Here is a 15254-nt window from a genome sequence, read left to right as displayed (position 1 = left end):
CCAAAAAGCATAAAAGCCGACTCCGCTTGCACGGAATCGGCTTAAGCCTAATTTTGCAGCGTCCGTTTGCGATAATCTACGGGGTTTACTCCGGTCGCTTTCTTGAAGATCGTCGAGAAGTACGATAAATTCGAGTACCCGGAAGCGACCGCTATGTCGCTGACCGATTGGCAGGTATTGGCGAGCAGCTCCTTCGCGTATTCGATCCTGCTCTGCTGAAGGAAGTCCGATAACGACATGCCCGTCTCTTTCTTGAAGATTCGGGACAAGTAGTCCGGATTTAGAAATACGTGTCTGGCGATGTCTTCCCGGGATAAGTCCTGCCGTCCGATCTGTTCCGCGATAAAACGCTTCACCTTGTCCACGACGGATAAATTTTGTTCAATGGCGTGGATGCGGTTCATCGCGACTTCGATGACATCCTTTACCCACTCCTGCAGGGACGCCAGCGAGCGAAGCACGGATTCCGGCTTATCCGTCAACAGGCTCTGGGCGAATACGTGATTCGCCTGCAGGCCTTTGGACTGAAGGACGAAAAAGATCGTCTGAAGGAAGTCCTGGTAGAAAGCATGTAGGGCTTGCGCATCGATGGAGCCCTCGAACTCGTTCCACGACGCCAAATACTTCGATACCTGTTCCGACAGCTTGTCTCTGGCGCCCTGCTTCATCCATTCCGCCCATCCGGCGAGAGGAGCCGGATCCAGTCTTGACTCTTTTTTCTTCGCCTCGCCCAGGATGAACGTCCGGTTGATCTGGGTCACGTTATTCTCGTCGAGCCGTTGAAGGGAGCGCAGCATGCCGGCCAATTCGTAAAGCGGCACGCGATCGCCGACGTAACAGCTGATATCGCAGAACAAATATTGATTGCAATTGAGGATGAACGCATCGCAATGTTCGCGCGTTTCCGCTTCGTCCACGGGCGCCTCCAAAGGAATCACGGTCAGAAAAGAGCTGTCCGCTGCCGGAATGACCGCCGCTCCGGGCGCCGATTCCATCATTTCCTCAAGCACGTTGCGAAGGGCATATTCCATAATTCGCCGATCCCGTTCGGAAAGCTCTTTGCGCCAGCGCTGAACGCGGGTGTAGACGGGCAGGAATCGGATGCTTTCGGGATAAGCAAGTCCGGCTTTCCGCATGTGGCCGAAGAGCGCCTCCGGGTTTGACGGGATTTTCCGCTGAACCAGGTCCTGCCAGAAAAGCTCCGCCACGACCGGCTGATGCGATTCCCAGAGCAGCTTGTAATGATGATAGGTTTTCTCGAAGAAACGCAGCTCCCTTTCTTTGGCCATCTTGTCGAACGCCCTGCCGATCACCGATTCAAGCTCCGAATAATCGACGGGCTTCAGCAAGTAATCGAAGCTGTCGAGTTGAATGGCCTGCTTCGCGAACTGAAAATCCGAATGGCACGTCAGGAAAATCGTCTTCGTTTCGGGATGATGCTCCTTGACCCAAGCGGCCAGTTCCAATCCCGACCCTTGAGGCATTTCGATATCGCAAACCATCAGATGCACGGACCGGGAACGGAAAACCTCCTGTGCCTGCTTCAAACTATGCGCCGTATACACGGAGCCTACATGCAGGCGATCCCAATGAACGCCCGCCTGCAATCCTCTCACCGCGTGAACTTCATCGTCCACAAGCAGCGCATCATACATGAATCATCACCTCAAGGTTCTGTTTTCTTTATGGGAACGGAGATCCGCACAACGGCTCCCGATTCGTTTTCGTTATAGAAATCAATATCCGCCCGGTCTTCGTACAGCAAGCGAAGCCTGCGCCTCGCGTTCCAAATTCCGATTTGCTCCCCGTGCTCGTTGACCGGTTCCCCTTCGGACGCAAGCCGCTGAAGCACCTCCTCCGGAAATCCGGGACCCGTATCCTTAATATGAATGACGAGGCGCGAATCTCCCTCGGTCTCTTCTTTGCAGACTTCGACCGCTATCAGAATCCGCTCATCCATGTTGACCGCGTATTTGATCGTGTTCTCCACCATCGTTTGAACGATTAGAGGCGGAACCTCCGTATCCAGCAGATCGTCGGGCCGCTCGACCTGGTATTGGAAGGTATCGGGGAATCGAAGCTGCTGGATCCTCAAATAGTTTGCCGTATGGGCAAGTTCGTCCCGGAGCGCTACGAAATAGGAATTGCTGCGGAACATGAACCGGAAGTAGGACACCAGACATTTGGTCATTTCCTGGATCAGGGCAAAATCCCTGACCGTCGCCAGATTATAAATGATATTGAGCGAATTTAAAAAAAAGTGCGGATTAATCTGAAGCTGCAAATGACGCAGCTCCGCCCGCTGATGGTTCAACTTTTCCTCGTACACGTTAATTTTAAGATCGTGAATCTCGGCGATCATGCGGTTGAACGTTTCGTTGACAATTTCGAACTCGGTCGAGGTCGGCGTCTGCTCCAGCCTGGAATCCCAATTGCCGTCCCGAAGCTTCCGCATGGCGACGACAATCCGCTTAACCGGATTCAGGAATACGCTTCTCATCATGAAGATGAAGAGAACCAGAAACAGGAGGGCGCTCATCGAAATGACGGATGAGATCCGCTGCAAATAAGGAAGATTCTGAAGGATCGTGCTGTCGGGCACGGCCGCCACCAGATTGAATTTGCCCTGCGTGGAAGGCTCGCCCATCACGATATACCGATCCTTTCCTACCCCTGTGACGGCATAGGACTCTTCGGGGAAGGCCAAGTCGATTGCCTTGTCCCGAATCAGCTCCGCGTGGCTGATCGGCTCGTCGTCGTCCGTCGTAATGAGCGCGACGCCGGATTCGCCCAGGTCGATCAGATTGAGCGGCACCATCAGCTTATCGCTGCTCATCCACGCCCCCATATACACATTGCCGGACTTCCGCAGATGGAACAGGTAATAATCGCTCTCGCCTTCCCAGAGATGCCACCGTCCGTACTCGATGGTCCGGGCGTTTCGTTCGATCATTTCCAGCATTTCCTTTCGCTCCGCCTCGCGCGATTCGAACGTAACCTTGGCGGAATGCATCGCGATCAGGTCGCGGTTGGGCTCGGAATAGACGAAAAAAGAGTCCAGAATCGGGTAGTAGCCGAGATCGTCCCGCATCATATTAAAAAGGCTGATTTTGGCAATGTTATAACGGTCTTCGTCTCTCTCTCTGGGAAATTCGAGATCAAGCACGTTCAAATCGCTCTCCAGCGTATTCGCCAGGTACTTGTCCACTTCTTCGAGATTGCGGTCGATCTGGTCCTTGTATAGACTGAGCATATTTTTGTTGGATTGCGCCACCTGGTTTCGAACGACGTCGACGGAATAGTAATTATTGACGATAAGAACGGTAATCAGAGGAATGAAAATAACGAGAACGGCGGCAAAAAATTTGAAGCGGAGCGAGTTGACTGCCGGTTTGATTCTGCGCAATGCCGCCGTTCCTCCTTTGCTTTCGGTTAACTGTCCTAGTATTATATCTCTTCTCTTTCATTTGCGGTATACACCAAAGTTAGGGAGCGTTTACGCTTTTCCTTCCCTTTTCGCGTACTTCGCCGTACGGGCATCCTTAATTACGCCGCTCCAATTCAGGCCGTAAGCGAAGTCGTAGGCGCGTCCGGCCGAATCGGCGTATACCTCCATGTCATGAGGCACATCCTCGTACTGCTCTTCCACGGTCTTCATATTCGCCGGCATTTGGAAAGGAAGCAGCCCCTGCGGTTCGAACGCTCCCGAGAGGATGTCTAGAACCGCTTGATCCTGCACGCCGAAATGGGCGACGATGGCATCGGCTTCCCGTTCGAATTCCGCGACGACCGCGGGATTGGATAGCAGAATGGAAACGATTACCGGCTTGCCGGCCATCCGCTTCCTGGTTTCGATCACGGCCTCGAGGTCGCCGGCGTTCGAGACGGTGACGGTTTTGCCTTTGTATGCGCGGTTGAGCACGTCCCGGGGATCTCCGGCCAGGCTGGTTTCGCGCGCATGCACGGCGGTGTATGGCTCGTATTGAAGGCTGATCGGCACGTAACCGTTGCCCCCCGCCTCCGCGTCCGCTTTGCTGTAGCCCTTCGTCGACCGCGGACTTTCGATGCACACCAGCGCGAAATCCGCTTCCTCAGGCTGATCCGTGAACTCGAAATACTTACGAACCAGGTCGATGTTTACGGGATATTCCTCCGATGACGGAACGGGCATTCCCATCCAATCCGTGTCGGCCGGAAGCCTCCGCTTTGGAATATAAACGGTTTTATTCGGGGCGAGAGGCAATACCGCCTCGTTCTTCAACAAGACGATGGACCGGAGCTGGGCTTGATAGCCTGCCTCCATGAAGGAGGGGCAGCCGACGATGGCGACTGTGTTCTCGACACGCAAATAAGGATTCTCAAACAGCCCCAGCCGGAACATGTTTTTGAGCAGCCGGACGGCCGATTGCTCGAACCGCCGGCGCATGAACGCTTCCCCATGCTCCCGGACGCCGATGTTGTACGCCTCGATGACGGGTCCCGCGTCGTTGTTTCCGCCGAATTGGTCGACGCCCGCCATCAGCAGCTTGTAGTGTCGTTCGGCGACCGTATAGCCATCTTCCACGCCCCAGCAGCGTCCGCCAGGGAACAGACGGGTAATGTCTTCTCCTTCGTCGGCGGTAATGCCCCAATCGGTGCAAACGACGCCGTCATAGCCGTATTTCTCTCTGAGCAAATCATGTATGAGATAAGAATTGTAGGCGTTCCCGACATGCTTGCCATTCTTGGAATCCTGCCCTGCGGAAATGGTGTAGTACGGCATCACGGCCGATGCCTGCCCCGTTTTGCCCGAGAGACGAAACGCCCCTTCCGTGAAAGGAACGAGATGCTCGTCGAAGTTGGCACCCGGGTAGACCGCGAATTTACCGTAGCCGAAATGCGCGTCCCGGCCCCCTTCGCCCGAGCCGCCGCCCGGCCAGTGCTTCACCATCGCGTTGACGCTGTCGTATCCCCAGCCGTCCGCGATTTCCGCTTTGCCTTCCGACGTCTGGAAGCCGTCGACATAAGCTCTGGCCATATCGGCCGCAAGCCGCAGATCCTCGCCGAAGGTCATGCCGAAACGGAACCATCTCGGATCGGTTGCGATATCGATTTGAGGCGACAGCGCGGTGGCAAGACCAAGCGCGCGGTACTCTTGCGACGCGATTGCGCCGAATTGTCCGGCGACCTCCGGATCGAACGTGGCGGCGAGTCCCATGCTCTCCGGCCACATGGAAATCGCGCCTCCGGCGCCCGCGTTGAATTCTTTGGACGTATCCGAACCGTGCCGGGGATCCGAGCTATTATTGGCCGGAATGCCGAGGCCGATGCTTTCGGCGTAGGCTTGCACGTTATTATTCCAGATCGCCGCCGTCTCGGGACTCCGTACCCGGGTCACCAGAATATGCCGGATGTGATCGCCTTCGATAAAAGCGCGCTGTTGGTCGGACAGGTCCCCCGGCTCCGCCCCGCTTTCCGCGAACGGCTTGCCGCCGCCGTATGTTGCCGGGAACCAGCCCATATCGCCCGGTATCGCCTGATGGCTGCTGTAGAGCATGAGGCCGGCAATCTGTTCGATCGTCATTTTGGAGGCCAGATCCTTCGCTCGCGCTTCGGGCGGCAGCCTCCAGTCCTCGTAAGGATCCAAATTTCCATCCTGGTTGAGGTCCTTGAAGGCCAGCCCGTCCCGCTGCAGGATGCGGACGCCCGAAGAATCGGAATAGCCCAGTACGGGTCCTTCCGCATTGCGCACATATTGGATTCCCGTGTTTTTCTTCGTCTCATTCATCGTCATTCCGCCTTTACTCGCGAATTCGGGAGAGCTCCCTGGCGATAGCCTCGTACTGCTCTATAGAAATAGCGGGGCCCATGGGGCTGTTGGCTGCCGCTTCGAGCGGCAGGCCCGCAAAGTGATTCAAACGGCCGGTAAATCCAGGCGCATGACGGTCCAAAACTCGTTTGGCCGTATCCCATTGGACGATCTCGCTTAGCCGCATGTCGGGCGAATAAGTCCGGTAAGAGGAATCCGACCTTGCGAATGCGAACGCGTATCGGCCCGATCCGGTTTCCACGCGGACTCCTTCCGCCTCCTGCGTGATCGACCATATTCCTTCGTCCTTCACGCTTGCTCTCACCTCGTCCGCATCCGCTCCCCGCAGCAGGATCGACGCGGCTGCGTTCGCCGGAACGACGGCCTCGACTTCGATTCGTCCGCCGCGAAACGCCCATCCGGCTTCCACCTTACCGTACATCGATTCATACGTCGCCCGGGCATGGCTCAGCCGACCGCCTGCGAAGTCGGGCTCGATCCGGATCTTCTTGTAGCCCGGGTATTCCGCATCGGGCGACAGCCCGGCAATTTTGCGATACATCCATTCGCCCACCGCCCCATAGGCGTAGTGGTTGAAGGAATTCATGTCGTCGCTCCAGAACGAGCCGTCCGGCTTAATCCCGTCCCAATGCTCCCAAATCGTGGTCGCGCCCTTGGAAACGGAATAGAGCCAGGAAGGATACGTTTTCTGGAGAAGAAGCTTGACCGCCGTTTCGTGGTAGCCGTTATCCGACAGCGCGAAGCAAAGATAGGGCGTACCTACGAAACCGGTCGTCAGGTGATAGTCGTTCTCCACGATCATTTCGTTCAGGTCGCGCGCGATTCTTGCGCGGTGCCTCGGCTCGGCCAAACCGAAGAAGAGAGCCAGCACATGGGCGGTTTGCGTTCGGGCGGCGACTCTCCCGTTCGGTGTAATGAATTCGTCGCGGTACGCCGCGGCGATCCGCTCCGCCAACGCCCCGTAATAAGCGGCGTCCTCCTCGAAGCCAAGCACGCCCGCGGCATCCCGGACGATTCGCGCGGAAAGCGCGTAATAGGCCGCCGTTACCATGTGATTCGGAGTGGCGCCCATATAGTTGCCTTCCTTGGCGTCCAAAGCCAACCAGTCTCCGAAATGAAAGCCCGTGTCCCAGATATGCTCGGCGTCGCCTTGGGAGCGGATGAAATCCACCCAGCCCTTCATGCTGTCGTATTGCTCGGCAAGAATTCGCTTATCGCCCAGACTCGTATACAAAGCCCATGGAATGACCGTCGCCGCATCGCCCCATGCGGCTGACGAATACCCTCGAAGGATGTTCGGCACGACGAACGGAACCTGGCCGTCAGCCAATTGGTCCGCCTTCAAATCGCGCAGCCACTTGGTGAAGAACGGACCGCCGTTGTAATTGAACAATGCCGTCCCCGCGAATACTTGCGCGTCTCCCGTCCACCCGAGCCTCTCGTCGCGCTGCGGGCAGTCCGTCGGCACGTCGAGGAAATTGCCCCGCTGGCCCCACACGATGTTCCGCTGCAGTTGATTCACCATTTCATCCGAGCATTCGAACGCTCCCGTCCGTTCCATATCGGAATGAATCACTTCGCCGGCAAAGGCTTCGGGCGGCAACCCTCTCTCCTGATCCGGGTAGCCTTCCACTTTGACATATCGGAATCCTTGGAACGTAAAATGCGGCGCGTAGGTTTCGGTTCCTTCGCCTTTGGCGATATAAGTGACCGACTGTTTGGCCGTGCGGATGTTGCCCATGTAGAAGTTGCCTTCTTTGTCCAATACTTCGGCATGGGTCAGCTTGATTACCGTTCCTTCCGGCGCCGTAACGCGAAAACGGATTCGGCCCACCATGTTCTGGCCCATATCCAGCAAGGTATCGCCGTTTGGCGTAACGATGACAGCCTGCGGCTTCAGCGTTTGCGTCACGCGGGTCGAAACATTCTCTTGCGCGACCAGATGCGCGAGCGGCAGCTCCAGCCGCTCGGCAACGCCCCACGACGAATCGTCGAAGCCCGGCTCGCTCCACCCGTTCCGCTCCATACGGGCGTCGTACGTTTCCCCGTCATAAATCTCGGAGAACCGTATCGCTCCCGTCGAGGCACCCCAAGTCGGATCGGATCCCATTATCTCTTCGGTTCCGTCTGCATATCTGACATGCAGCTGCACAAGAACGGCGCGGCGAACGCCGTAATGATCGGACTTGTTCTCCCAGCCCAGACGTCCTTTATACCAGCCGTTCGCCACCATGACGCCGATCGCGTTGTCGCCCTTCCGAAGCTGCGCCGATACGTCATAGGTCTGGTAGGCATGGCGGCGGCGATAGCTGGTCCATCCGGGCGCCAGCTCGTCGTCTCCGACCTTCTTCCCGTTCAAGTAAAGCTCGTACACGCCTGCGGCGGTTGCATAAATGCGCGCCGAAGCGATTTCCGCGCCCGTAAGCGTGAACGGCTTGCGAAGAAGGAATGCCGGCTCCGCCTGCGGATCGATAAATTCGGAAGAAGGCGTAATCCATTGCGCCTTCCATTCCTTCGAGTCGTAGAAAGCCGTTTCCCACCACGACGGCTCGCTCCATTCGGACTCGCGCCCGAAATTGTCCCATGCCTTCACCCGGTACGAATAACGGGTGCAAGAGGAAAGCCCGGGCCCGTCGTACGGAACCAGAACGCTCGCGTCCGACTCGCGCCGCCCGGAATCCCACAGCGGCGCATCGAAATTTCCTTCCCCGCTTGCGGTCTGGATTCGATAGGCCGTTTGCGCGGTCCCCTGGCGGCCGGATGCAAGACGCCAGCTTATGCGCGGACGAGCGACATTGGTCCCGAGCAGCCCGCGGCGGTATTCCGCGGTTAGATGCGTAACCTTCAGATCTGCCATATGAACATTCTCCCTTTCATTCGCCGTCATGAGTCTGATCGCCCAATTTTATTTTACCGAATTCCATCCTTCGTCCGCTTTCGAAATAGCGACTTTATGTTTTTGATTTTCCGACCAAGAGGGCCTCCCCAGGTCTAAACGCATAATCCGCCCGTAACCGAAAACGGCAGCCATCATTGGCTGCCGTTTTCGTAATTTCTAGCGATTCCGATTGCTCTTTTCCCATGCTGCCGGCAGCCTCATCCATGCGCGTCCATTCCCGATGCCAGACCCGGCCTTGCGCTATCGGCATGCGGCCGGATCTGCGATCGAGCCGACGTTCGTTTCATGATTCGTGTACTTCGGTCACCTGGCCGTATATGCCGTTGTGCCGAAGATGTTCCTCAGTTCGGAGGTATAGGTGTACGTACCGTTCGCTTTGCCCGCAATATCCGTTCTCACGGTCTGCGCCTCCGGCGAGTTGTCCATCAGCGTCTGTGTACCGATTAGCACGCCGTTTCTCGTACAGCTTGAACTCGGTGCCGTTGTTCCCCCACCACAGGTTCGTCGTGACGGTATAGCTTCCATCCTTAAGTCCCGTGTCATAGCCGTTGTTGTCGGACAGAACCGGTTTCCCGGGCGCTCCGCCGGCTAGAGGCGTTACATCGTGCAGCCACTGTGCCCAGCGGACCAGTACCGCAGCCTGTTCGGACGTGAACACTTTGCCGCTTTGGTTGTTCGCTTCCCCGATATACGCTTGCAGCAGTGTACGGGCTTCCGCGCCTTTGCGCTCCTCGGCTTTCGATTTGGCGTCAGCCAATTTCTGCTTCAGCGAAATTGCTGCGCTTTCCGAATCCGGAGAGCCGGTCTCGGCCAAAACATACCAGCATCCGTCCGGCGATCGTTTTCGTCTTTACCTTACCGGTCCCGATCCGGTTATGGTTACGTCGACGGTAACGTCGATTTCCGCCCCGGAAAGCGCTTCGCCCCAATGTTCCTCGACTCTTTTATAGCTTTTGTATTCATAAGCCCGTGCGTAGAGCCCTAAACCGATCGGATCGATTTTAGCCTTTTGTATTTTTTTAATAAGCTTTATCATTTTCTGTTCTGCTTGCTTGGCTATAATCTCCTCCAAATCTTTTTTGTTTTTTTCTACATGGTATGAAAATACGCGTTCCGTCAGCGTGATGGGCATATCGACCTTGATTTCGAACCGAAACCGGTCATCGCGGAAGGAGGTCTTAATTTTTGTGTCGGCCTCCGAGACGGTAAAACTTAACAGGCCCGTCACGAGGGGGCTTTCTGCCGATACGCCGGGAATGTTAAAGCTCAAGTGAGCGATGTCCGATTTTTTTTTCAGGATGTTTAAAAAGATCGTTTCATCCTTATTCAGTGAAGCGGCATAGACTCCCTTATGATCAAGCAGCGTCGTTCCTTCCAGATAAACATCTTTTTTGTACTTAATTTCCGAGACGACCGGTGTAATGCCTTTTTCGAACATTTGATGATGCAGATCCTGCAAATCCGCTTTAACCGTTTCGGAATAGCTGCTTTTCGACTCGATCATTCCGTTCAAGAATAGGGGAAGGATCGGCTTATCCTCGGAATGGAGGGAAATGAATTCGGAGACGGGCCCGTCGACGGCGATTACGGTCGGCGTTAACGAATTTTTGGCATCGCGATAGAAGACGTCTAACAATTGGAACCAACCGTCATGCTGGAGAACGCGCCTGCCGACCAGTATTTGTTGAATCTGTCGGCCAATGAAAACGCCCATGGAATAGCGGTCGAATTCCCCTCTGGCCTGACGCAGCGATTGCGCTTTAACCGCTATTTCATTGCTTTTTTTCTTTATCTTCTCGCCGAACACGGGTTCAATCACATAGACGATCAAATCTTCTTTTTCGTCCAGGTCAAGGCCCAGCGTAAGGGGGAAGGCGACATTTTCCATATCCACGCGGTCGTAACAGCCCGTCATGAAGGCGACCGCCAAAACGATGAAAGCAACGAGCAGCCTCCGGCTCATCTCTTTATCCTCCCTAGAACACGCTCATGCAACCACAAATAGATCAATAAGCAGACGGGAAACGCGTATTCGAAGCCGATACCGATCTGCATAAGAAGATCTTCCAGCTGATTTTTCTGCTGTTCGGTCGGCATGAAAAAATACGTTCCGGCAACGGCGCCGAACAATAGGATTCGCAAATGACCGCGATGGTCCTGTTTGCCAAGCGCCCAGCTTGTACAAAATACGCTAAAGTAAATGGTGGTTATCCACGATAACGAAAACATGAACAAGTAAAAGGAGATAAACAGAACTTCGATCCGATCGACGAACCTGAACTTGATCACTTTCAAAATGGTGACCACAGGATCATTGTATTGCATGATTTGATCCGGACTGAAATAGACGAAGCAAATAATCGTAGTAAACAAATATACGAGCATTGACAACGTGCTTGAGACGGTAATCCCGATAAAAGCTTGTTGCTTGTTCTGCAAAAACGGATACAAAATAAACAGGGAAGCGAACCCGATAAACGACAAGGATGCTTCCGGCAAAGCTGCAATGACGGGATACCATCCTTCTTTGAAAAAGGGCCGCAGATGGAGCCAATAAGCATCCCTGAACGATTCCATGTAAATAACCAGCATCCAGCCGGACAAGAGAATAACCACTTCCGCATATCGGCCGATGACTCGAAGGCCTTTGCTCGCAATGGCATAAGCAGGGATAAGGAATAAAAGCATGATGATCTCTCCGGGGGTTCGCGGCAGCAGCCATTGTTTCGTATACAAAATGGTGCTGACGATCACTACGTAGGCGTAATAAAGAAAATAGAGAGCAGCGGCTAAGGCAACCGCTTTGCCCACCCATTTGCCCAAATATCGGGACAACAGATCGGGCAAGGTGCCGTCCGGATATTTTTTCATAATTTGAATAATAATCCAGCTTGCCGCTATCGTTATGGCCCACATGAGAATGATGGCCATCCAGCCGTCCGTGCTTGCCTTTAGGGCTAATCTTTGGGGCAGCGACAACGCGCCAACGCTGACTTGTATCCCGAGGTTTATGCATATAAATTGCAGCAGGGTAATTTCGTTAAACTCATATTTTTTCATTTTCCGTCACCCTTCGGTCGGCTGGAACCTTGTCTCTTGCTTTGAATCGCTCTTGCGCTAATCGGGCGTGTCTTCATATTCCACAAGGGAAGCCGGACAAACGCATCCTTCCAATCGCTTAGACGGAACGGCGCGATCGGACTGCCATACGGCGTTCCGAGCGATTCGAGCGAAATGATATGTCCGATCAGAATCATCATTCCGACAACAATGCCGACGATGCCGAACATGGAGGCAGCTATCATCATCAAGAAACGAATGATCCGGACACTGGCGACCATATCGTAGTTGGGCAGAATAAAGGAAGCGATGGCCGTAAAAGCGACGACAATCACCATAATATTGTTAATCACACCGGCCTGCACAATCGCTTCCCCTACCACGATGCCCCCGACAATGCCGATCGTTTGACCGATCGGAGCAGGAAGACGAACCCCCGCTTCCCGCATCATTTCGAGCGTAATCTCCATAATGATCGCTTCCACGAAAGGCGGAAACGGCACCCGTCCTCGGAAATCCCCGATTGTAAGAAACAGCTTGATCGGAATGAGCTCGTAGTTGAAGGAAATGAGCGCAATGTATAACCCGGGCAATAAGATCGCGATGAAAAACGCCAAAAACCGTAATAACCGAATAAAAGAAGAAATCAGCCAGCGCGTGCTGTAATCGTCGATGCTTTGAAAAAATGCCGTAAATCCCGCCGGCGCAACCAGCACGCTGGGCGAACGGTCGACGATGACGACGATTCTTCCCTGCAAAAGCTGCGAAGCGGCGGCATCCGGCCGTTCCGTCAAAATAAATTGCGGAAAAGGCGAATACGGATTGTCTTCGATCAACTCGGCCAGTTCACCCGTGTTGATAATGACATCGACGTCCAGTTGGCTTATGCGGTCTTCCAGCTCCTTCAGCACTTCCGGATGCGCGACATCCCCCGGATACAGGAGAGAAATCTTCGTTGCTCCCCTTCGCCCCGCTTTGAGCTCCTTTATTTTCAGTTCGCGATTCGAAATATACCGTCGGATCATGGCGATATTCTGAGCGCCCGTTTCCACGAACCCTTGATGGGCTCCCCGTAAGGAAGATTCGGTTTGCGGCTCTCCAATCGCTCGCTGCGGCCACCCGCGCGTATCCAAGGCATAGGCTTCCAATCGACCGTCCACAAACAGGATGCTCTCGCCTGAAAAAATAGAAGCTTCAATATCCGACCATGTATTCAGCGATTGGATTGGACCTACCGATAACGCGAACCCTTCGTCCTGATTATCGTGTCCTATTTCGAACTGGAGAGGGCGAAGCACGCTGGTGTTGATCGCGTTTTTATCCGAAAGTCCTTTAAAATAAGCAAGCGCGGCTAATTCCCCGGTTTTTTTGATCGTAAATTCGCGGATAATCAGGTCGGGAGCTTCCGGGAACAGGTTATGTAATTGCTCTATGTTTTGCGGCAAACGCGTGCTTATGCTATCTTGATCGGCTTGACGCCCTTCTTCCCGGGCCGAGGAGTACTTCCTTCTACTGAATTTGTCTAGAAATCGCATGACATCACCCTTGCATAAGTTAACCATTGATTCTCTCTTTTATTCTTCTTGCTAAAGCGATGCAAGTGTAAACGGAACAAAATCGAGCAGGCCAATGCGCAAGCTCATAGGCCTCTCACATGACAGAAACGGCGGTGTCGGGAGTAACATCCCGAGCACCGCCGTTTCAGCTTTTCCATCGAGCACTATCCAGTCCATGCGTCTTCGTTACATCGCCGCTTCCGCGGTCTCGAACTGGCTGTTGTACAATTCGGCATAGAACCCGCCGGCCGCAAGCAGCTCCCGGTGGTTGCCGCTTTCGATAATATCGCCGTCCTTCATGACGAGGATCATGTCCGCGTTTTTGATCGTGGACAGCCGGTGTGCGATAACGAACGAGGTACGCCCAGCCATCAGCCGGTCCATCGCTTCCTGAATGAGAAGCTCCGTTCTCGTATCGACGGAGCTCGTCGCCTCGTCGAGGATGAGCAGCGGCGCGTTCGCAATGAGCGCTCTCGCGATCGTGATGAGCTGCTTCTGCCCTGCGGATAGGTTCACTTGCTCGTTCAGCACCGTGTCGTAGCCATGCGTCAGCGTTCGGATAAAATGATCGATGCCGACCGCCTTGCACACTTCCTTCACTTCCGCATCGGTCACGCCTTGCTTATTGAACACGATATTTTCTTTGATCGTCCCTTCGAACAGCCACGTGTCCTGCAGCACCATGCAGAACTGCTCATGCACGTTTTCTCTTGGAAGCTCATGGATCGGAACGCCGTCGATGGCGATCTCTCCGCCGTTCAGCTCATAGAATCGCATCAACAAATTGACGATTGTCGTCTTCCCCGCCCCCGTCGGTCCGACGATGGCGATCTTCTGACCGGGCCGCGCCTTGGCCGAGAAGTCGTGAATGATCAGCTTATCGGGATCATACCCGAAGGCAACGTTCCGAAACTCGACTTGGCCCTTAACCTCCTTGAGCGCCTTCGTCTTACGGCTCTCGTCCTCAAGCTCCTTCTCATCCAGAAACTCGAATACGCGCTCGGAGGCGGCCGCCGTCGCTTGCAGCGTCGTCGCTGCCTGCGCGATTTGTCCCAGTGGCTGCGTGAACAGACGGACGTAAATCATGAAGGCGACGATGACGCCGAACGTAATGCGGCCGTTCATCGCAAGCGCTCCGCCGACGATACAGACCGCCACGTAGCTGAAGTTGCCGACGAACATCATGAGCGGCATCGTCATGCCGGATAGAAATTGCGACTTCCATGAGCTCTCGTACAATTTATCGTTAATTTCATTGAACTTTTCCTTCGCCATCCGCTCCGCGTTATACACCTTGACGACATCGTAGCCTGAGTAAATTTCCTCGACATGGCCGTTCATCGCCCCCAGGTTCGCCTGTTGATGGACGAAATGCGTTTGCGATTTTTTGATCATCGTCGTCATGAACGCAAAGCCGAGGAACGTCGACAAAATCGCCGTAATCGTCATCCATACGTTCGTATAGAACATCATGAACAAGGAGCCGACCAGCATCGTAACGGAAGTCACGAGCATCCCGACGCTCTGGTTCATCGTTTGCCCGATCGTATCGATGTCGTTCGTGACGCGGCTCAGCACGTCGCCGTTGCTGGTGGAATCGAAATATTTGAGCGGAAGCTTATTGATCTTCTGCGATATGCGCTCGCGCAAGCTCTTCGATACCTTCTGCGTGACCGTAGCCATCATGTAGCCTTGGAAGAACGAGAAGACGACGCTTAATCCGTACAAGACGGCAAGCAAAATCCCGATGCGGCCAATCGCATCCATATCAATTTCGCCAAATAAGCCCGCGGTAATGTGATCCGTCATTTTTTCCAGCTGACTCGGTCCGTAAATCGTAAAGATCGTACCGACGACGGACAGCAGCAGAGCAACGATAATAAGAGGAAGATAAGGCCTGCAATACGCGACCAGCTTGCCCATCGTGCCT

The 15254-nt window shown here is 54.4% G+C and carries 8 protein-coding genes and 1 pseudogene; all 9 read right to left on the bottom strand.

Annotation, left to right across the window (positions count from 1 at the left end; translation table 11 throughout):
* Nucleotides 1–47: 47 nt before the first annotated feature.
* The 9 genes and pseudogenes from IDH41_RS00915 to IDH41_RS00875 all read right to left on the bottom strand — a co-directional run bounded on the left by IDH41_RS00915 (nucleotide 48) and on the right by IDH41_RS00875 (nucleotide 15247).
* Nucleotides 48–1655 (bottom strand): helix-turn-helix domain-containing protein, encoded by a 1608-nt coding sequence (locus tag IDH41_RS00915; protein WP_190857400.1) that lies wholly within the window; start codon nucleotides 1653–1655, stop codon nucleotides 48–50.
* Between the two features lie 11 nt (nucleotides 1656–1666).
* Entirely contained in the window at nucleotides 1667–3406 is a 1740-nt protein-coding gene (locus IDH41_RS00910) for a sensor histidine kinase (protein WP_190857398.1), read from the bottom strand.
* A 90-nt stretch (nucleotides 3407–3496) separates the two neighbouring features.
* The gene (locus tag IDH41_RS00905) at nucleotides 3497–5767 is read right to left on the bottom strand and encodes a glycoside hydrolase family 3 protein (protein WP_190857396.1); all 2271 of its coding nucleotides are present in this window, start codon (nucleotides 5765–5767) and stop codon (nucleotides 3497–3499) included.
* 13 nt (nucleotides 5768–5780) lie between these two features.
* Nucleotides 5781–8666, bottom strand: a complete 2886-nt coding sequence (locus IDH41_RS00900; protein ID WP_190857394.1) for an alpha-L-rhamnosidase — start codon at nucleotides 8664–8666, stop codon at nucleotides 5781–5783.
* A 363-nt stretch (nucleotides 8667–9029) separates the two neighbouring features.
* Nucleotides 9030–9303: pseudogene (locus IDH41_RS00895) on the bottom strand (hypothetical protein); the annotation flags it as partial.
* Nucleotides 9304–9558: 255 nt separating this feature from the next.
* Nucleotides 9559–10671, bottom strand: coding sequence for a Ger(x)C family spore germination protein (locus IDH41_RS00890; RefSeq protein ID WP_190857393.1), 1113 nt, complete (start codon nucleotides 10669–10671; stop codon nucleotides 9559–9561).
* On the bottom strand, nucleotides 10668–11768 hold the full coding sequence (locus tag IDH41_RS00885) for a GerAB/ArcD/ProY family transporter (protein ID WP_190857392.1): 1101 nt from the start codon (nucleotides 11766–11768) through the stop codon (nucleotides 10668–10670). The genes IDH41_RS00890 and IDH41_RS00885 overlap by 4 nt, the downstream gene beginning before the upstream one ends.
* A complete protein-coding gene (locus IDH41_RS00880; protein WP_190857391.1) occupies nucleotides 11765–13303 on the bottom strand; it encodes a spore germination protein in 1539 nt (512 codons plus the stop codon). The genes IDH41_RS00885 and IDH41_RS00880 overlap by 4 nt, the downstream gene beginning before the upstream one ends.
* Nucleotides 13304–13510: 207 nt before the next feature.
* Nucleotides 13511–15247, bottom strand: a complete 1737-nt coding sequence (locus IDH41_RS00875; protein ID WP_223829358.1) for an ABC transporter ATP-binding protein — start codon at nucleotides 15245–15247, stop codon at nucleotides 13511–13513.
* Nucleotides 15248–15254: the final 7 nt, after the last annotated feature.

Source organism: Paenibacillus arenilitoris, assembly GCF_014705655.1.
Classification (GTDB): domain Bacteria; phylum Bacillota; class Bacilli; order Paenibacillales; family Paenibacillaceae; genus Pristimantibacillus; species Pristimantibacillus arenilitoris.
Note: the sequence above shows the minus strand (reverse complement) of the source record. Positions and strands in the feature narration are given on the sequence as shown.

What these genes read in the sequence shown, in the direction of transcription:
- IDH41_RS00915 (WP_190857400.1), bottom strand. Translation starts at nt 1,655, where the DNA reads ATGTATGATGCGCTGCTTGTGGACGATGAAGTTCACGCGGTGAGAGGA.
- IDH41_RS00905 (WP_190857396.1), bottom strand. Translation starts at nt 5,767, where the DNA reads ATGAATGAGACGAAGAAAAACACGGGAATCCAATATGTGCGCAATGCG.
- IDH41_RS00900 (WP_190857394.1), bottom strand. Translation starts at nt 8,666, where the DNA reads ATGGCAGATCTGAAGGTTACGCATCTAACCGCGGAATACCGCCGCGGG.
- IDH41_RS00890 (WP_190857393.1), bottom strand. Translation starts at nt 10,671, where the DNA reads ATGAGCCGGAGGCTGCTCGTTGCTTTCATCGTTTTGGCGGTCGCCTTC.
- IDH41_RS00885 (WP_190857392.1), bottom strand. Translation starts at nt 11,768, where the DNA reads ATGAAAAAATATGAGTTTAACGAAATTACCCTGCTGCAATTTATATGC.
- IDH41_RS00880 (WP_190857391.1), bottom strand. Translation starts at nt 13,303, where the DNA reads ATGCGATTTCTAGACAAATTCAGTAGAAGGAAGTACTCCTCGGCCCGG.
- IDH41_RS00875 (WP_223829358.1), bottom strand. Translation starts at nt 15,247, where the DNA reads ATGGGCAAGCTGGTCGCGTATTGCAGGCCTTATCTTCCTCTTATTATC.